Source organism: Arthrobacter sp. 01T428 (assembly GCF_056398685.1).
Genome location: NZ_JBFTPW010000001.1, coordinates 775393 through 793996 on the forward strand (window position 1 = coordinate 775393; position 18604 = coordinate 793996).

Consider the following 18604-nt stretch of genomic DNA (forward strand, 5'->3'; position numbering starts at 1 on the left):
GGTCCGTCCTTATGCGAGCAGGAATCCTGGCGGGGTGCGGGCAGCCCTGGCGTCGAGGGGACTTGCTCAGGTGGGCAGATAAATCGACTTCAGTGAGGTGTAGGAGCTGAGGCCCTCGGGTCCGAGCTCCCGGCCAATCCCGGAGGACTTCACGCCGCCGAACGGGGCGCCGATGTCGAGGTCGAAGAAGTTGATCCCCACCGAGCCGGTTTCGACTCGCCGGGCAAGATCGAGACCCTGTTCGACGTCCTGGGTCCAAATCGTGCCGCCGAGCCCGTACTCAGAGTCGTTTGCCAGCCGGACGGCTTCGTCGAGGTCGTCATAGGGGAGTACGACGAGGACTGGGCCGAAGATCTCCTCGCGGACCGGGGTTGCCTGTGGTTTTAGGTCCGCCAACACAGTCGGTTCGACGTACCATCCCACGGGAAGTCGCTCGGGGCGGCCTCCTCCGGTAACGACTCTGGCTCCCTCCCGCCGGCCGGCCTCAATGAAACTCTCGACCCGCTCACGCTGGCCACGGGTGACCACGGGACCCATTTGCGTGGCCGGGTCGGATGGGTCACCAAGCCGCATCGAAGATGCCAGATCGGCCACCGCATCGACGACCTCGTCGTACCGACGCCGCGGCGCGAGGATGCGCGTGCTGAGATAGCACGTCTGTCCGTTGTTGAGCAAGCTTGCCCACGAGAGGCCGCGCGCGACCTGCACGAGGTCGGCGTCGTCCAGGACGATGGCGGCGCTTTTGCCTCCCAGCTCGAGAGTGACCGGCCGCAACAACCTCCCGCAAACTTCACCGATGGCCCGACCAGCGGCAGTCGAGCCGGTAAAGGCCACCTTGTCGACCCCCGGATGTGCGACGAGATAGGCGCCCACGTCCCGGCCACCAGTGACCACGTTGAGAACACCTGGCGGGAATCCGCATGCATCGGCGGCGTCGGCAAGCGCGAAGGCGTCCAAGGCAGTCTCGGGTGCGGGCTTAACCACAACCGTGCATCCTGCGGCCAAGGCCGGAGCGACCTTGAACATCGTGAGTGATTGTGGGAAGTTCCACGGGACAACGGCCGCCACGACACCCACTGGTTCTCGTCGCACGATGGTCGTTCGTTTGCCGTTGGCTGAGGGGCGTCGTTCCTCGGTCGCGGTGGCCTCTGCGAGATCGGCGTAATAGCGCAGGGTAGTTGCAGGCCCTTTGCCCTCCGCAACCCTGGCAACGCTGATCGGCATTCCGTTGGAGCCGCTGACCAAGGCGGCTGTCCGGTCCCCGATAGCCTCCAGCTCGTCGGCCAGCCTGCGCATCCATTGCGCGCGCTGGGCACCGTCCATGCGTGCCCACGCCGAGTTCCGGAGGGCTTCCCCTGCGGCATCGACGGCTGCGTCGACGTCGGCCGTGGTCCCGCTCGGGGCCGCGCCAAAAATCTGCTCAGTCGATGGAGAGATGATGCTCGTCATCTCGGATGAGCTCGAGGGGCGCCAGGATCCACCGATAAACAGCTGTGTCCGCTCGCGTTCGCTGGTTGTCATGCCGCCTCCCCGGGAATCAGCACGGGCTTGATGGTTGTACCGCTGGCCGCGTCAGCTTCGGCGGCGTTGATGTCGGACAGCGGGTAGGGCTTCATCATGCGCTCAATCGGGAACCGGCCCGCCCGCCAGAGGTCGATGAGCCGTGGAATGTCGATGCGGGGCACGGCGTCGCCTTCGAGGATACCAACCACGGTTCGTCCGGTGGCGAGTACGTCGCCGGGAAGCACCAGGTCCTCCGCCGGGGCGGTGACGAGCCCCAGGACGCCGCGTGGGCGCAGCGATTCAACCGCCCCGGAAATGAGCGACGGGACGCCGGTTGTATCAAGGGCGGCGTGGACCCCGGGTCCGGTTAGTGACCGGATCTTCTGTCGGATGACGCGGCGGATGTCGGCCCCGGGATCGGGCTGGATGACGTCTGTCGCGCCCATCTCCAGGGCGAGGTCCAATCGGGAGCGGTGCCGGTCAACCACAATGATCTTTGTGGCTCCGACGGCGACGGCGGCCATGACCGCCGAGAGTCCGACTGCTCCTGCTCCCAAGACGGCAAAGGTACTGCCAGGTTCAACCGGCAAAACGTTGAATACGGCGCCCGCCCCTGTCAGGGCTCCGCAGCCCAAGGCTCCGAGTAGTTCGAGCGGACAGTCCTCGGGGACTGGGACCACGTTTGAGCTGGCCGTGATCGCATGGCTCGCGAAGGACGATTGGCCGAACCATTGTGCGCCGATCGGCTCGCCTGCCGCGTCCACCGCGCGCCGGGGGTCAGAATCCGTGCGACCTAAAAGGTTCCGATGCCAGAAGTCACGACAATATGCAGGGTGCCCGGCGAGGCAATCGGCGCAGTGGGTGCAGTGGTCGAAAGAGAGCACCACGTGGGCGCCGACCTCGACATCCGTGACGCCGGGCCCCAGGGCCTCGACCACGCCGGCACCCTCATGTCCCATGACGAGGGGGAGTGTGGAGCGGTAACCGTTCCGGCGGGGCAGGACGTCTGTGTGGCAGAAGCCGGCGCCCACGATGCGGACGAGGATTTCGCCGTATCCGGGGTCGCGCAGCTCCACCTCCTCGATGGTGAATGGGGCATCGCGTTCGCGGAGCACTGCGGCTCGGATCTTCATGGAGTCTCCTGGCATTGTCATGGTTGTGGTAGGCGGAGATTGTCGTCGTCGGCCGCTGCAGCAGGATCGTTATGCGGGCACTGCCGCGCCCGTTCTTTCCTGATGCCGTCCTTCGGCGACGTGGTTTAAGGCGTCACGAACAATCGCGGCCGGATGACCAGCAGGGTTGCTCAGTTCGGCCAGGCTGCTGCGGTCGGTCAGCAGGCTCCCCAGAATCAGGTCGACGAAGGCGCTTGCCACGGCCTCCACCGGCTCCGGACCGTCAGGTCGGAACCAGGTCCAGGCCCACTGAGCCGAGCCGAACATGAGCAAAGTGTCGATGCCGACGTCGACCGGACGGAAAAACCCTGCAGTCAGACCCGCCTCTACGATCTCGCGTACAAGGACGAAGTAGTCCTGGCGGAGCTGCGCGCCGGTGGCCATCGACTCGTGGTCGGCGAAGCGCACCGCCTCCCGCTGGAATGCGACCGTCGGGGAGCGGTCGTAGTCGTGGTAGATAATGAAGGCGTGCAAGGCTGCAGCGAGCTGTTCGGGAGGAGTTGCGAGATGCTCGATCATGTACTCCAGCTCCGCGATGCGCTTGTTCATGTAGTTCTCGTGAAGGGCCGCGAGGAGGCGGTCCTTGGTGCCGAAGTGATGCACAATGGTCCCTTTCGAGATCCCGAGTTCCGCAGCCATCGAGCCGAAGTTGACGCCGTCGTACCCCTTCTCGGCGACGTGGCGGGTAAAGGTGTCGAGGATGTCGTCATAGCGTCCCGGTCCAGGCATTGTTTGGCTCCTTGGTCGTCCGATTACTTGGGTCCCGGCACAGGTCCGGGACATTTCAAGTCTACGGTGGGTGACCGCACAACCGGTCAAAGCTAGAGCCGTTTTCGTGCTTGACGCGTACGGCTGGAGAAAGCAGTCGCGCGCCTCTGATTCGCACCTCAGCGACCGCGGTGCCCGGTCACCATTCCCGGCAACTCTGCGCTCCACCAGCTCGAAAATCCTCGATGCGGGGAAGACCACGCCTAACCTCCTCTGACTGTACGTACGGTCAGCCTAGAGAACTATGGAAGATTTGGCAAGATGTTTGACTGACCGTCCGTACGGTCATAGGATGGCGTTTGTTTAGACGCATTCTGATTTTTGGTCGGTGCGCGATCCACTCTTCGTCAAAGGAGTCGTCCAGTGTCTCTGGTCCCGAGCGATTTTCTGTCGCCATCGATGTATGCCGATGGGATACCCCACTTCGAGCTCGGTAAGCTCCGGCGTGAAAGTCCCGTCGTCTGGGTGGAGGAGCCCGCTACCGCTACGTTCGCCGGCGGCAGGGGCTTTTGGCTCGTGCTTAACCACGCTGACGTCAGTCACGTTTCCCGTCATCCCGAGGATTTCTCCTCTTCGCGGGGCACCAGCTTCCTGCGTGATCAACGGCCCCGGGACGTCGCGGCGTTGCGGCGGATGATGCTGAACATGGATCCCCCCGAGCACAGTTCGTTGCGGAAGATCGTCAACCGTGCCTTTACGCCGCAGTCGATCAGGCGCCAGCTATCGGACGCGATCACCCGGCACGCCAAGGGGGTCGTCGATTCGGTAGCTGAGGCAGGTTCCATTGACTTCCTTGGCTCGGTCGCGGCCGAGATGCCGTTGCTCGTTTTGGCTGATGTGCTCGGCATACCCGCCGAGGACAGGTCGTTGCTTTATAGCTGGACCAACCGGCTGGTCGGCCTCGATGACCCTGAGTACGGCGGTGATCCGCTGGCCTTCCTCTCGGCGTTCACGGAGATGTTCGCCTATGCACGGGAGGTCACAAGGGAGCGTCGCGCCCGGCCCACCGACGATTTGTGGAGCACCGTAGCCAATGCTGAAGTCGACGGCGAAATGCTGACGGCAGATGATCTGGACCGCTTCTTCCAGTTGCTCGTGATTGCCGGGAACGACACGACCCGGAACCTGATCGCCAACACCATGCTCACCCTGTCGCGGCATCCGGACCAGTTCAGCCTCCTGCGCCAGGACCACTCGCTGCTGCCGAGCACCATCGAGGAGGTGCTGCGCTTCAGTCCCTCGGTTATCCAGTTCCGGCGTACCGCGACCCGTGATCTCGTCCTCGGAGGGCAACAGATCGCCGAAGACGACAAGGTGATCATTAACTACGCTTCCGCGAACCGCGACGAGACTGTTTTCGCCGACCCTGATCGCTTTGACATCAAGCGTGATCCAAACCCGCACATCTCCTTCGGGGACGGGACGCATTACTGCCTCGGTGCGAACCTCGCCCGGCTCCAGACCCGTGTCCTCCTCACCGAGCTGTTCGAAAGACTGCCCGACATCGAAGTCAGCGGGGAACCGGCGCGCATGCAGTCGAGCTTCATGAACGGCATCAGGCATCTTCCCGTCGAGTTCACCCCCGAGCGACGGCAGGCGCCCCGGCCCGCTGCGATTCCGACGCCTAGGCCCACACCCCCGCCGGGCTGCCCTGCAGCGACAGAAACTCCGGCGACAGGGACTCCGACGCCTGGGCCCACACCCCCGGCGGGTTGCCCCGCGGCGACAGGAACTCCGGCGACAGGGACTCCCGCGACAGAGGCTCCCGCCGTGATTGATGCGGCTGCCGCCGCCGAGGTGTCGGGCCAAGCCCATGGCACGCCGCTACTTATCCTGTTCGGGTCGAACTTCGGCACCGCGGAGGATGTCGCGTTGGACCTCGCCGCGGCCGGACGCGAGAGGGGCTTCGAGGTCAGCGTCGCATCGCTCGACGAGTCGGTGGATCTCCTGCCCACGGCCGGTGCCGTGCTCGTGACGACCGCTACCTACAATGGAACGCCCCCGGATAACGCCGTCGACTTCGCACAGTGGATTGGCGAGAAAACCCCGGATCTCAGCGGGGTCCGGTTCGCCGTCTTCGGTTGCGGCAACCATGAATGGGCCGCGACCTTCCAGGACTTTCCCCGGTTCGTCGACGACCGCCTTCATGCCTTCGGCGCCTCAAGGTTCCACCGGCGCGGCGAGGGGGACGCCGCCGAGGACTTCGACGGCGCCCTTGCGGCATGGGAGCAGGAACTTTGGCCCCGGCTCGCCCAGGAATTCGGCCTCAACCTCGCCGCGGACGCGCCGGCCCTGTCCGAGCCCGACCTGCAGATTGAGTTCCTTCCTGCTGATCGTCCAAGTCCATTCGTCCGTTCGCTGGGCGCCCAGCCGATGAGGGTCCTGGACACCCGTCTGCTAACGCGTGCCCAGAACACTATTGACGTCCGGCCCGTGCGCCACATCGATCTCGAACTGCCCATGGATGTGTCCTACCAGGCCGGGGACCATCTCGGGGTCATTCCACACAATTCATCGGCGCTGGTGGACCGGGTGACAAAGCGCTTCGGCCTGGACCCCGAGTCGTGGATACGGCTCACCGCCACGAATCGGCCGTCCTTCCTCCCGGTAGGGGAGCGGCTGACAGTCGGACAGCTCCTCACTGATTACGTTGAGCTGCAGGACCTCGCCAGCCGGCGCGACATAGAGCGGCTCCTTCAGCACACCGAGTATCCCTGGAGCAGGGAACGCCTGGAGAAACTCCTTGACACTCAGACATACCGCGCCGAGGTGCTCGACCGAAGGCTCTCAGTCATGGACCTCCTTGAGGAGCATCCGACATCCCGGCTACCGTTCACGGCCTTCCTGGAACTTCTCCGACCGCTCGCGCCGCGCTACTACTCCATAGCATCATCGCCGGCGGTCCAGCCAGGTGCCTGCTCGATCACCGTCGGTGCCCTGGCCGGGCCAGCCCGCTCCGGGCACGGAACGTTCGCCGGGACCTGTTCGAACTACCTCTTCGAGCAGGGCGCCGACCGCGTAATTCATGCATTCGTCCGGGACACCGCAAGTCCCTTCCGGCTGCCAGCCGATCCATCAACACCCTTGCTCATGATCGCCTCGGGCACCGGGATCGCACCGTTTCGCGGGTTCCTCCAGGAACGCGCCGCAGCAAAGGCGGCGGGAACCGTCCTTGGCCCCGCCCTGCTCGTCTTCGGCTGCCGCCATCCCCAGAGCGATCTCCTCTATGACAACGAGCTTGAAGAGCTCGCGACGGCCGCAGGCACTGACCTCGCTTATGCATATTCGCGAGTGGAAGGCCTCCCGCGGATCTACGTGCAGGACCGCCTGACCCAGCTCGGGGCGAAAGCCCTGGATCTCATTGACCAGGGAGGGGCAGCTTACATCTGCGGTGCCAACGCGATGGCCGACGGCGTCCGCGCAAGCATGCTCGAACTGCACAGCGCACTCCGCGGCGACAGCCCCGAAGACGCCCAGTCCTGGCTGAGCACCCTTGCTGACGAAGGCCGTTGGCTCGTCGACGTCTGGGCAAGCGGCTGACACGGCAAGCGAACGCCCGTGGAGTGCAGCGAACTTGATGCTCATCAGATACCGACCACGCCGGCCGGTTAAGTCAGAGAAATGGAAGAGAGTAGACGTGACACGTATTGGCATTGTGGCCGAGTTGGGTCACGAGACGAGGGTGGCGGCGACGCCTGTCACCGTGAAGCAGTTGTTGGGCCTGGGCTACGAGGTGGTGGTCGAGAAGGGCGCCGGGGAGCGCGCGTCGTTCCGTAATGAAGCGTACGAAGAGGCAGGGGCACTGATTGTTGGTGCTGATGAGGCGTGGGGTGCCGATGTCGTGCTGCGGGTGAACCCGCCCACTGAGGAAGAGATCGGCCGTCTGGCCGAGGGCGCGACGCTGATCGGAACGCTGAGTCCGGGGCTGCGGCCGGAGTTGGTGGAGGCCTTGGCGGAACGGCCGATCACGGCGCTGGCGTTGGATGCCGTGCCGCGTATTTCCCGTGCGCAGTCAATGGACGTGCTTAGTTCCATGGCGAACATTGCCGGGTACCGGGCTGTGATTGAGGCGGCTCACGAATTCGGCCGGTTCTTCACCGGTCAGGTGACCGCTGCGGGAAAGGTCCCGCCGGCGAAGGTCCTCGTCGCTGGTGCCGGTGTTGCCGGACTCGCGGCGATCGGTGCGGCGTCCAGCTTGGGCGCGATCGTGCGGGCGACCGATCCGCGGCCGGAGGTGGCCGATCAGGTGAAGTCCATCGGCGGAGCCTACCTCAAGGTCGAGGTCGCCGAAGAGATGAACTCCTCCGACGGGTACGCCAAGGCCACGTCCGAGGCATACAACGCCAGGGCTGCGGAAATCTACACGGAACAGGCAGCGGAGGTGGACATCATCATCACCACCGCCCTGATCCCGGGCCGGCCGGCACCGAAGCTGCTCACTGCCGGGGACGTCGCGGGCATGAAACCCGGAAGCGTGATCGTGGACATGGCCGCGGGCCAGGGCGGAAACGTCGAAGGCTCCGTTGCCGGGGAGCGGATGGTCACAGAGAACGGGGTGGTGATCCTGGGCTACACGGATCTTCCGGCACGGTTGCCGGCCCAGGCGTCCCAGCTGTACGGCACGAACATGGTGAACCTGCTCAAGCTCCTCACCCCGGACAAAGACGGGGTGCTGCGGATCGATTTCGACGACGTCGTACAGCGTTCGGTGACGGTTGTGCGTGAGGGTGAGAAGACGTGGCCGCCGCCCCCGGTCCAGGTCTCCGCCGCGCCCCCGGCCCATTTGGGGGCAATACGTGTCGGGGAACGCTCCGCCGACCAGGAAGCAAAGAAGAAGACGGGCCTCAGCCCTGCAGGCAAGGCGGGGCTTTTCGCCGCGGGCATCGCGGCATTGTTTGTGGTCAACGCGGTTGCCCCGGCGCCTCTGCCGCAGCACTTCACGGTGCTGATGCTCTCGATAGTGGTCGGGTTCTACGTCATCGGGAAAGTCCACCACGCCCTGCACACGCCGCTGATGTCCGTCACGAATGCGATCTCCGGGATCATCGTCGTCGGCGCCCTGCTGCAGGTCACCTCCGACAACATCGTGATGCAGGTCCTCGCCGCCGTCGCGGTCCTGCTGGCCAGTATCAACATCTTCGGCGGCTTCGCCGTCACCCGGCGCATGCTCGCCATGTTCTCCCGCGGTGAGAAGGCACGTTCATGAGCGCCGTCACCGCAGCAGCAGCCCGAATCGTATCGAGGAGCCTTACCGTGTCTGACACCGCCTCCGGTCCGTTGACCGCCGACTCCATCGCAGGGGCCGCGTACATCGTCGCGGGCCTGCTGTTCATCCTCAGCCTCGCCGGGCTGAGCAAACACGAAAAGGCCAAAGCGGGCGTAGTCTACGGCATCACCGGGATGGTCATCGCCCTCGCCGCGACGATCTGGCTGACCCTCCAGGACGCCTGGGGCACGGCCCACGTCCTGACTGGCCTGGGCCTGCTCGTTGCAGCGGTTCTGGTCGGCGGGGCCATCGGGCTCTGGCGTGCCCGCGTCGTCGAAATGACCGGGATGCCCGAGCTCATCGCCCTGCTGCACAGCTTCGTCGGCCTCGCCGCCGTTCTCGTGGGGTGGAACGGACACCTCGAAGCTCCCGCGTTGTCTTCGGATCTTATGGCGATACACCATGCCGAGGTGTTCATCGGCGTGTTCATCGGGGCGGTGACCTTCACCGGTTCGATCGTGGCGTTCCTGAAGCTTTCTGCCCGGATGAAATCCTCACCCCTGATGCTGCCGGGCAAGAACGCGATCAACCTCGGCGCCCTCGCGGCTTTCGTCGCGCTGACCGTCTGGTATGTCAATGACTCCCAGCTCTGGCTCCTCATCGTCGTCACCCTCTTGGCTCTGGGTCTGGGCGGGCACCTGGTCGCCTCCATCGGCGGCGGCGACATGCCCGTCGTCGTCTCCATGCTCAACAGCTACTCCGGCTGGGCCGCAGCAGCCGCCGGCTTCCTGCTCAACAACGACCTGCTCATCATCACCGGCGCCCTCGTCGGCTCCTCCGGCGCTTACCTGTCCTACATCATGTGCAAAGCCATGAACCGGTCCTTCATCTCCGTGATCGCCGGCGGCTTCGGCATCGCCGCGCCCACCGCAACTGACACAGATCACGGTGAGCACCGGGAAATCACGGCCGAAGCAACCGCGGAAATGCTGACCAACGCCTCCACGGTCGTTATCACCCCCGGCTACGGCATGGCAGTGGCCCAGGCCCAGTACCCCGTGGCCGAACTCGCCCACCAGCTCCGCGAACGCGGCGTCGACGTGAAGTTCGGCATCCACCCCGTCGCTGGTCGCCTGCCCGGGCACATGAACGTGCTCCTCGCCGAAGCCAAAGTCCCCTATGACATCGTCCTGGAGATGGACGAGATCAACGACGATCTCGGCGACACCTCCGTGGTCCTCGTGATCGGCGCGAACGACACCGTCAACCCCTCAGCGGCCGAAGACCCCTCCAGCCCCATCGCCGGCATGCCCGTCCTCAGGGTCTGGGAAGCCGAGAACGTCATCGTCTTCAAACGATCGATGGCCGCCGGCTACGCCGGCGTTCAAAACCCCTTGTTTTTCCGCGACAACTCCCAAATGCTCTTCGGCGACGCCAAACAACGCGTCGAAGACATCCTCAAAGCCTTCTAACGCCATCCACTTCAGACCTTAACTACAAGGATGAGAGGTCCTCATGTCCAAAGATCAGTCTCTTAGTGGCGACAATCATCAGAATGAGGTTAGAGCACCTTTACTAGAGCTTGCCGGAAGCAGAAGGGATCGGGTTCCGGATCCGGCCTTCGATATTGACGCCTTCGATGCATCCCCCTGGATTGGGCTTCATTACCGGTATGAGTTACTTCTTCATTACAGCCACGAACTATTGGAGCGCATCGGTGGGGAGGCCCGCCCATTGGGGGCGCGGTTGAAGCGATGACAGCGGGGAATCCACCGGTGCCAGCAGGGCTGCCCCCGTTGATGGTGGACTTTCCTACCGCTTCAAAGGGCACAGCCTACTGAAGCACGTCGACAAATTTCTAAGTTGGGGCGATCTAAACAAAATGAGAATGCTGATAATTGGACCACCCGGTTCCGGAAAAGGGACGCAAGCAGAGCTGATTTCCGGGCTCCTTGGTGTCGTTGCCGTTTCCACCGGCGACGTCTTCCGCGCGAACGTCCAAAGCCGGACCAAGCTTGGTATGGAAGCTATGAAATACATGGACGCAGGCGACTTCGTTCCAGATAGCCTCACCAACAAGATGGTGCGCGACCGCCTCAGCGAGTCTGACATCGAGAGCGGCTTCCTGCTGGACGGCTACCCGCGCACCACCGCGCAGGTTGATCACCTTGATGGACTTCTCGCTCAGCGAGGGGAAAAGCTTGACGTTGTCTTGCAATTAACTGCAGACGATGACCAGCTGGTTCCTCGTCTGCTTAGGCGGGCTAATGAAACGGGCAGGAGCGACGATACCGAAGCTGTCATCCGCCATCGCCTGGAGTTGTATCGCGAGCAGACAGAAGCCGTTGTGGCCAAGTACGCCGAGCGCGGCATCCTCACCCAGGTGGACGGCACGGGTCCGGTTGATCAGGTGACAGATCTGCTGACTGCAGCCATTTAGGAACCAAGCTCTCCGAGTAGCGGCACCGGCGACGTCCCTCACAACCACGGATGCTGACCGACGTCGCCGGGACCCAATAGTCCCATGCAGCACACCGGGCTGCAACGAAGGTCTTTTCAGTGACACCGTACTGCGCAGGGGTCAGTGGGACCGGCAGCGAACAGAGGAGGCCGTCGGCTGGCTCGTGACCGGCGCTCTCCGTCCCGGGAAATACCGCAGAGGGGTTCGGAAACATCCTGGAGGTCTACCTCAAGGGATCGGGCACGCCGTTCCTGTGCCCGGCCGGCGCGTGTCCCCGGGGGAACCGGGCCCACTGGGCCGTGCCTTGCGGAACTTTCATGGATACAACTTTGCGAACTCCGGGAGGCTTCCTGCAGGGCACAAAGCATTATTCATCGTGCATAGTCTGGAAACCGGAATCTCCCGAGTTGCGGGAAACGGGAGACTCCGGTGGCTTGTAGTTGCAGCGTTGAGAGTCAGATGCTGTCCAAGGGAATCCCGAGTTCAGGGTGGGGATACTTGGGTCGTAAAGACTTGAGGGGCTGGACAGAAACCCACGTCCACGAGACGGCTTGGCCGTTACTCGCCGGCATTATGGTGCCTTCGGTGACGAGTGCCGCCTCGGCAGGCTTTCCGTTGGGGGACCACCATCCGGTGTGGGGGCAATGATCGCCCGTGCGGGGATGGGTTTCGGATTGTTTTCCCCGGTTCAAACGATGGCGCAGGCGTGCGTGTTTCTTCATCTCTTGTACTCCGGCGAGGTGCTGGCCACGTACAGGGTTGCCCATGGCTCAGTCCTAAACCTGCATGAGGCGCCGCTGCCGGCCTGGGTGGCGTTAGGAAGAAGACATGAAGGCCTGGGCCACGGCATAACGACCAGTTCCACGAACTTTTCTCCGCCGAAACCTGGCAGGGCAGGACGAGATCCGGGCCCAGGGGGGAGAGCCAGGTCCAGTAGCCGCGCTCCTGATCGGCGCCACCATTTGAGTGGACCCACCTCTGGCCCGCATAGTGCCGACGCAGCGGCTGACACACCTGACCTACGCAGTCGCGGAGCGTTAGCTAGTCGGCCAAAGGCACTCCGCAACGGGTTACCCCAACCACGACCCACGACGTGGGACATTCCGCGAAGGCCGTTGCTGTGGTTACCGGAAGTGTCAGCGCCGTCTCTTGGCCGGAGCACCACGGACGAGCGTCCGCAGTCCGATGCCAAGGACAAAAGCCGTGGCAACCCCTAACAGGGCCCAAGAGATCAGGTCAGAACCGGCGACGCCGAGGGTTCCGAGCCATCTGATGCCGTAGTTCGCCGATGTTGACACCGGGAACGTGAAAATCCAGAACGTCAGCGCAAACGGCAGGCCTGCGTACTGGGGAATCAGGGCAACCTGCATCAGAATCATCATGAGGAGGATTCCCGTGAGTCCTACCTGGATGATTCCGGAACCCTCCGGGCGGATGACTATCCAGGCAACGCAGGCCGTTGCGGGGGCGGCCAGGTATCCGGCCAAGACGGGCTTCAGGTCGTTCGGCATTTCAATCCCCGCCATGAAGCGCACCGTCACCACAGTCCCGATCATCAGCCAGAAAAAACCACCGGTTCCCCAGGCAGCGACAGCCGCTTGGGGCCAACCCATGGTGGAGAAGCCGATGCTGGCGATGAAGGGACCTGCAGCAACCGGAAGCAGGTAACCCGGGTGAACCCATTCCAGAGTCACTCCGCCGGTCACCCAGTGGACTAGAAGTCTTGCTCCGAGGAGCGTGAGAGCGATGATGAAGAACAGGCACAGCGCGGACCAGAACACCTTGTTGTATTCGATGTAGTGACTGCTCAGGAGGATGCCCAACAGGGGAATGAAGGACGCCGACGGGCCAGTTCCTGGGTGTCTCAGTTCTTTGTCGAAGTGTCCCTTGGAGCCGTATCGGAAACCTTTTGCCAGGTACAAGACAAGCAGGACGGACCAGATACCGGCGCTGATCCCGTAAAAGAGCTCCGCTGGCCACGCGGGGGCATGCAGTGTCAGACGGGCTGCCTGCCACGCGCCTCCCAACCCGGTGATGCCCAGCGGAACGGCAAACAGGTTGAAGGGGTGCGTCGGAGGCTTTGGCGGAAGTTCAGTGAGGAGATCGGGCTCCTGTGCGTCCGAAGCCGTCGCAACCGGCTCCATGGTGGGCGCCGGGCGACTGGTCAACTGAGCAGTTTCAGGGCCGCACCCCACAACGCACCGGGGTTTATCCGATCAGGATGAAGCGCAAGCATTGCCGAGAAGAACTCCTCCGGCGTTGGTTCCTCTGCCAGGACCTTTGATGCGTCCAAAAGGTACCCGCGGGTCTCTTGGATCTGTCCGGGCAGATCGGGCAATGCGGGGTTCTTGTGCCCGGCAACCACGAACTTTGGCTCGAGACTCTCCGCGATATCAAGCGCCCGCAGCCAGGCTTCGAGGCCTCCGTCCTGCGACTCGGTCAGATACGGGTGGACCCCGTTATAGACGGCGTCCCCGGCTACCAGGAGCCCGATGGATGGAACGAACAGCATGGTGGTGTTGTCAGTGTCGGTATGGCCGACTTCAATGATCTGCAGTTCATGACCCTCCAGTTCAAACGTCCCACTGTCGACTACCTGGGTCACTGTGGTTGTGGGCGGAATCTGGTCCGGGAAGATCGAGTCCCAGAAGGAGGAGCGGAACCCGGGGGACCCCTGCGTCGCCATTTCCTGGAGCGTGCCCGGGGTTGCCAGTACTGTGACGCCTGGAAACCGCTCCACGAGCGGACCTGCCCCGAACCAGTGGTCACCGTGGCCGTGGGTTATGTAGATGTGGCTGAGTTTCTTCCCCGATGCCTCGACCCAGTCCCCGACCTGCTGTGTCTGTTCCATGGTCATGGGCGGGTCAACCAGTACTGCGTTCTCCTGTCCGGAGATCAGCGTTGCGGACAGAGGGGACCAGATGCGGGGGTCCCCGTTCGGGAGTGTGCCTCGTCCTGTTTGAGGCAGGGTGCCGGAGACGAAGACGTCGTACGCCAGTTCGGTTGTGGGTGCCATAGTATGTGTCACTTTCCCTGAAGTTCGTGGTGGCTTAGAGATGCTGTAAAAACCAGTCGAGGGCGGCGGAACTTGAGTCTTCAAAGTTTTCGACGTACGGCTCGAAGTGGCCGCCCGGGAGCATTACCAGGGATTTGGGCTCCCGGGCCTGTTCGTAAGCTTCGAGGGCCAGGTCCGTGCCGGTCAGTTCATCGTCAGCGGCAACAATGAAAAGCAGCGGCTTCGGCGACACCCTTGAGGCCCAGACCCCGGGTTCGTAGAGACGGGCTGCGCGGGTGGACTGCAAGGTGACGGTGTTGTCCCAGCCGTATTGTTCCGGGCCGGGTTGCGTGTAGAAGCGCACGGCGGAGGGTAGCCGGTATGCGGCAGGCTGGCTTGGGTCACTGCTCACCACCGCGATCATCCTGGGTGCCTTACCGGCGGCCTGGTCCCGTTCGTCGTCGACGAAGGACTGTTCCAGCGCCGTCTTGGCGTCGCCTACCGCCCTCCGGGAACCAGCCACATGGCCGTTGATAGCGGGCACCTGGGAGACCACTGCCTTGAGCCGCGGTTCGGTAGCTCCCAGAACCAGGGCGTGCCCGCCGGAGTAGCTGGAGCCCCACAGGCCTATGCGGGAGGCGTCTACTTCCGGCCTGCTCTCAAGAAAGGTCACCGCACGGCGCCAGTCCTTGATCTGCTGCCAGGGATTGATGTCGTGGCGGAGTTCACCTTCGCTGCCGCCGAAATTCCGGTGGTCGTGGACCAGGACCACAAATCCGTTGTCGGCAAAGCGGGAGGCATACGCAGCGAGTCCGTGGGCGCGCGTGCCCGCATAGCCGTGGGCCATGGTGATGGCAGGATGGGGTCCCGGGCCATCGGGAAGGTAGAGCCAAGCCCGAAGCTTGATGCCACCCTCGGCCGTGAATTCAACATCCAGTCGTTCTGCCATGAGTCTCTCTTTTCTCTCCGGCGCTGGTGGCCGGGTAGGTGTGACACCGCGGGAGCCACGCCGCGCGCCGCGGGGAATCTTGAATCAGTTGCGTGGTGAAGGGGCCTGCGTCCTGGCTTCCACGGGGAGGCCGGACTTTTGCGGGTGCAAGGTCGTGAAATAAGCGTACAGCGTTAGGCTATTTCCTGCAATGACTTTTAGGCGTATGCTCCTTTCACGGCCGCGGGCCAGCCCCCATTCCAGATTTTCTTCACGCATGCACCACGAAAGGCAGAACGATGGCAGGCAGCTTCATTTACGACGGGGTCCGTACCCCCTTCGGAAAATTCGGGAAGTCATTGGCGGGCATCCGTCCCGACGATCTGGCCGCCCATGTGATCCGCGAGGTGGTGGACAGGCAACCCGGGCTGGAAACGCACATGATTGATGAGGTGATCATGGGCAACGCCAACGGTGCGGGAGAAGATAACCGCAATGTGGCGCGCATGGCCGCTCTGCTCGCCGGGCTTCCAACATCGGTGCCTGGCGTCACGGTCAACCGGCTGTGCGGTTCCGGCCTCGAGGCTGCCATCCAGGCCAGCCGAGCGGTGGAAATCGGCGATGCCGATCTGATTGTCGCTGGCGGCGTCGAATCCATGAGCAGGGCGCCCTGGATCCTCGCAAAACCCGAACGGGCCTATCCCGCCGGCTCGGAAACTCTCCATAGTTCAACGCTGGGCTGGCGCATGGTCAACCCCAGGATGAACCAGGCCTGGACCATCTCCAACGGCGAAACGGCAGAAAACCTCGCCGACAAGTTCGACATCTCAAGGACGGAGCAAGACCAATTTGCTGTGAGAAGCCACAGGTTGGCTGCCAAGGCCTGGTCCGAGGGCATCTACGACGACGAAGTGGTACCCCATCCCGATTCACAGCTCCTCACCGACGAGGGGGTCAGGCCCACCACCTCGGAGGAGGCCTTGGCCGGCCTGGATCCGGCATTCCGTGACGGCGGCTCTGTCACCGCAGGCAATTCCTCTCCGCTCAATGACGGGGCAGCAGCCATGCTCATCGGGCGCGAGGGCGCCCTGGAAACGGAACCCCTGGCGCGCATCGTTTCACGCGGGCTGGCCGGCAACGATCCAGACATCTTCGGCATCGCCCCCGTGGAGGCCGCCAACCAGGCCCTGGCCCGAGCAGGGAAGACCTGGGCCGACGTGGATGTCGTGGAGCTCAACGAAGCCTTCGCGGCCCAAAGCCTGGCATGCCTGCGGCTGTGGCCTGACCTGGATCCGGAGAAGGTGAACATCCACGGAGGCGCCCTGGCCCTGGGGCACCCGCTGGGCGCGTCCGGCTCCCGCATCCTGATCCACCTGGCGCGGGAGCTGAAACGCCGCGGAGGAGGGGTCGGAGTTGCCGCCATTTGCATCGGAGTGGGACAAGGCCTCGCTGTTGTGCTGGAGCGCTAGTTGCCGTCCCTGCTCCGGGGCGTGAGCGCCATTTTGAGGCGTTTTCGAATTCCGGATCAACGCTCTTGAATGACATATGTAAAATAGGTACGCTTACTTCAGCTGATTCTACAAAGCCCAAACACTTCCACCACCGCAGGCCGCGCCGATGCAGCCCCAGGTCGCGTTTCCACCCCGGAACGCCCCACTCATTCACAGGGAAAGATACAGGCCCTCCATGATCATCAACAGTGCAGATCTCGACGCCGTCCACTCCTACAAACTCCTCATCGGAAGCATCATTCCCCGAGCGATTGCTTGGGTGAGCACCATCTCTGATGAGGGAGTGGCCAACCTTGCACCCATTTCCTTCTTCACGGCTGTGGGACGAAAGCCGCCGATGGTGTCCATCTCGCTCCAGCCACGTTCGGACGAAAAGACCCTCAAAGACACTTTCGTCAACATCCGCGAAACGGGGAACTTCGTGGTCAACGTGGCCACGCTTCCCCAGGCTCACGCCCTGCACTCCTCAGCCTTCGAATTCCCCTCTGGCGTTGACGAGTTTGAGGCGCTGGGACTTGAAAAAGAGCCGTCACAAGCCGTGACGGCACCCAGGATCAAAGACGAGCTCTACCTGGAACGGGGGCGGATTGACACTGCGGCGCTCACCGCCGTCGGCCGGCTGGCCGCCGAGTACACCTTGGTTGAAAACGTGTTCACCACACCGCTTGAGGAGGACCTCCTCAAGTCCAAACACAAGCAGCGCATGGCACGGCTGGACGGCCAGCCCGATGACTGGTCACCCATCAATACGGCAGCGTGGTCGCCGTCCGGATCGACCCTCACCAAGGAGCAGTAGATGACGACTGTAATGGAGCAGTTGCAGAAGCAGGACCCTTCGCTGACAACCACCGGCAGCGGCGCTGTGGCCGTGCTCTTCATCCACGGTTTCCTGGATGACCAGAGTGTCTGGGACGACGTCGTCTCCGAACTCGCCGCCGCGGATGCCCAGCTGCTGAGGCTGGATCTGGCAGGGATGGGGGACCGGAGCGCCGATGAGGGCCCCTACAGTCTGCAGCGGTATGCCGACGACGTCTCCCGCGTCGTGGCTGGGCTGGACAAGCCCGTAGTACTCGTCGCGCAAAGCATGGGTACGCTCGTGGCCGAGCTCGTGGGTGTCCGCCACCCGGACAAGGTGCTGGGGGCAGTATTCGTTACGCCCGTTCCCTTGGCAGGAACGCACCTTCCCGAGGAAGCTGTCAGCTCCTTCCGGCATCTCGGTGGGGACGTAGAAGCGCAGCGCGGGGTCCGGATGTACCTGGGCGGCGGGCTGAACGAATCCGGGCTGGACAAGCTCACCTCTATAGGCAGCCGCATCCGCCCGGAAGTGGTGACCCACCTCGTTGACTGCTGGAACGAGGGGATCCCGGACGCCCCTGCGAAGAGCGAATTTGGCTCACCTGTGTTAATCATCCGCGGTGACGCCGACGGTTTCGCCACCGCTGAACTGGTCTCTTCAGCGGTCGCCCCACGATTCCGGCACGTGAAGGAGGAAGTACTCAGCGGGGCGGGCCACTGGCCCCACGTCCAGCAGCCCCGGAACGTGGCCGGACTCATCGGCCGGTTCCTCCAAGAAATTTCTGAAGGATCTGCCACTGCGCCTGGCGGAGCCGGCGCTCAAGGCTGGATCAACGCCTTTGCCAGCAAGTCCGCGGACGACTTTGGCGAGGCCTTCCACGCCGATGTTGTCCTTGAGGCTTCCGTCATCCGGTCGCCGATCACCGGCCGGGAGAACGTCAAAGCCGTGATGAGCGCTGCCAGCTCTATTTACGAGTCCCTCGAGTTCACGCAGCAAACCATTAATGGTCCGCGCACCTATCTTGAGTGGCAGGCGACGGCGTTCAGCGGCGTCAAAATCTACGGAGTCACCATCCTCACCAAGGACGAGAACGGTCAGATCGTCTCGGCAGCCATCCACCACCGTCCGCTTGACGCGGCGCTGCGCTTTTCGGCTGAACTCGGCAAGCGGATCGGGAAGGCTGTGGGTGAATCCCGTTTCTACTCCGCCGACTGAATCCTGCAGCACTCAGCCGGTCCGCCACTATCTCTTCAACGAAAGGGCC

13 protein-coding genes are annotated in these 18604 nt (G+C 63.3%); 7 read left to right on the plus strand and 6 right to left on the minus strand.

Annotation, left to right across the window (positions count from 1 at the left end):
* Positions 1–66: 66 nt before the first annotated feature.
* From AC1DJB_RS03635 to AC1DJB_RS03645, 3 genes are all read right to left on the minus strand, one after another.
* Complete coding sequence (locus tag AC1DJB_RS03635; RefSeq protein WP_476909888.1) at positions 67–1521, minus strand: aldehyde dehydrogenase; 1455 nt, start codon at positions 1519–1521, stop codon at positions 67–69.
* Entirely contained in the window at positions 1518–2636 is a 1119-nt protein-coding gene (locus tag AC1DJB_RS03640) for an NAD(P)-dependent alcohol dehydrogenase (RefSeq protein WP_476909889.1), read from the minus strand. Before AC1DJB_RS03640 ends, AC1DJB_RS03635 begins: the two co-directional genes overlap by 4 nt.
* 69 nt (positions 2637–2705) lie before the next feature.
* Positions 2706–3404, minus strand: coding sequence for a TetR/AcrR family transcriptional regulator (locus AC1DJB_RS03645; RefSeq protein WP_476909890.1), 699 nt, complete (start codon positions 3402–3404; stop codon positions 2706–2708).
* Between the two features lie 402 nt (positions 3405–3806).
* Between AC1DJB_RS03645 and AC1DJB_RS03650 the strand changes: the two genes are divergently transcribed.
* The 4 genes from AC1DJB_RS03650 to AC1DJB_RS03665 all read left to right on the plus strand — a co-directional run bounded on the left by AC1DJB_RS03650 (position 3807) and on the right by AC1DJB_RS03665 (position 11089).
* Complete coding sequence (locus tag AC1DJB_RS03650) at positions 3807–6983, plus strand: cytochrome P450 (protein ID WP_476909891.1); 3177 nt, start codon at positions 3807–3809, stop codon at positions 6981–6983.
* Between the two features lie 97 nt (positions 6984–7080).
* The gene (locus tag AC1DJB_RS03655) at positions 7081–8649 is read left to right on the plus strand and encodes a Re/Si-specific NAD(P)(+) transhydrogenase subunit alpha (protein ID WP_476909892.1); all 1569 of its coding nucleotides are present in this window, start codon (positions 7081–7083) and stop codon (positions 8647–8649) included.
* On the plus strand, positions 8646–10121 hold the full coding sequence (gene pntB, locus AC1DJB_RS03660; RefSeq protein WP_476909893.1) for a Re/Si-specific NAD(P)(+) transhydrogenase subunit beta: 1476 nt from the start codon (positions 8646–8648) through the stop codon (positions 10119–10121). The genes AC1DJB_RS03655 and pntB overlap by 4 nt, the downstream gene beginning before the upstream one ends.
* A gap of 416 nt (positions 10122–10537) precedes the next feature.
* A complete protein-coding gene (locus AC1DJB_RS03665) occupies positions 10538–11089 on the plus strand; it encodes an adenylate kinase (RefSeq protein ID WP_476909894.1) in 552 nt (183 codons plus the stop codon).
* Between the two features lie 1157 nt (positions 11090–12246).
* Here AC1DJB_RS03665 and AC1DJB_RS03670 read toward each other — a convergent pair.
* Genes AC1DJB_RS03670 through AC1DJB_RS03680 form a run of 3 tightly spaced genes read right to left on the minus strand, consistent with a single transcriptional unit; the run spans position 12247 to position 15054 of the window.
* Positions 12247–13278: an SLAC1 family transporter gene (locus AC1DJB_RS03670; protein ID WP_476909895.1), complete on the minus strand. Its 1032-nt coding sequence runs from the start codon at positions 13276–13278 to the stop codon at positions 12247–12249.
* Positions 13275–14126, minus strand: a complete 852-nt coding sequence (locus tag AC1DJB_RS03675; RefSeq protein WP_476909896.1) for an MBL fold metallo-hydrolase — start codon at positions 14124–14126, stop codon at positions 13275–13277. Before AC1DJB_RS03675 ends, AC1DJB_RS03670 begins: the two co-directional genes overlap by 4 nt.
* A gap of 34 nt (positions 14127–14160) precedes the next feature.
* Positions 14161–15054, minus strand: coding sequence for an alpha/beta hydrolase (locus AC1DJB_RS03680; protein WP_476909897.1), 894 nt, complete (start codon positions 15052–15054; stop codon positions 14161–14163).
* A gap of 278 nt (positions 15055–15332) precedes the next feature.
* Between AC1DJB_RS03680 and AC1DJB_RS03685 the strand changes: the two genes are divergently transcribed.
* From AC1DJB_RS03685 to AC1DJB_RS03695, 3 genes are all read left to right on the plus strand, one after another.
* Positions 15333–16502, plus strand: coding sequence for a thiolase family protein (locus AC1DJB_RS03685; RefSeq protein WP_476909898.1), 1170 nt, complete (start codon positions 15333–15335; stop codon positions 16500–16502).
* A gap of 217 nt (positions 16503–16719) precedes the next feature.
* Positions 16720–17340: a flavin reductase family protein gene (locus AC1DJB_RS03690; protein ID WP_476909899.1), complete on the plus strand. Its 621-nt coding sequence runs from the start codon at positions 16720–16722 to the stop codon at positions 17338–17340.
* Positions 17341–18555 carry an alpha/beta fold hydrolase gene (locus AC1DJB_RS03695; RefSeq protein WP_476909900.1) on the plus strand — a complete coding sequence of 405 codons (1215 nt, stop codon included), beginning with the start codon at positions 17341–17343 and terminating at the stop codon, positions 18553–18555.
* The last annotated feature ends 49 nt before the right edge of the window (positions 18556–18604 follow it).

What these genes read in the sequence shown, in the direction of transcription:
- AC1DJB_RS03690 (WP_476909899.1), top strand. Translation starts at nt 16,720, where the DNA reads ATGATCATCAACAGTGCAGATCTCGACGCCGTCCACTCCTACAAACTC.
- AC1DJB_RS03695 (WP_476909900.1), top strand. Translation starts at nt 17,341, where the DNA reads ATGACGACTGTAATGGAGCAGTTGCAGAAGCAGGACCCTTCGCTGACA.
- AC1DJB_RS03640 (WP_476909889.1), bottom strand. Translation starts at nt 2,636, where the DNA reads ATGAAGATCCGAGCCGCAGTGCTCCGCGAACGCGATGCCCCATTCACC.
- AC1DJB_RS03635 (WP_476909888.1), bottom strand. Translation starts at nt 1,521, where the DNA reads ATGACAACCAGCGAACGCGAGCGGACACAGCTGTTTATCGGTGGATCC.
- AC1DJB_RS03680 (WP_476909897.1), bottom strand. Translation starts at nt 15,054, where the DNA reads ATGGCAGAACGACTGGATGTTGAATTCACGGCCGAGGGTGGCATCAAG.
- AC1DJB_RS03645 (WP_476909890.1), bottom strand. Translation starts at nt 3,404, where the DNA reads ATGCCTGGACCGGGACGCTATGACGACATCCTCGACACCTTTACCCGC.
- pntB (WP_476909893.1), top strand. Translation starts at nt 8,646, where the DNA reads ATGAGCGCCGTCACCGCAGCAGCAGCCCGAATCGTATCGAGGAGCCTT.
- AC1DJB_RS03665 (WP_476909894.1), top strand. Translation starts at nt 10,538, where the DNA reads ATGCTGATAATTGGACCACCCGGTTCCGGAAAAGGGACGCAAGCAGAG.
- AC1DJB_RS03685 (WP_476909898.1), top strand. Translation starts at nt 15,333, where the DNA reads ATGGCAGGCAGCTTCATTTACGACGGGGTCCGTACCCCCTTCGGAAAA.
- AC1DJB_RS03675 (WP_476909896.1), bottom strand. Translation starts at nt 14,126, where the DNA reads ATGGCACCCACAACCGAACTGGCGTACGACGTCTTCGTCTCCGGCACC.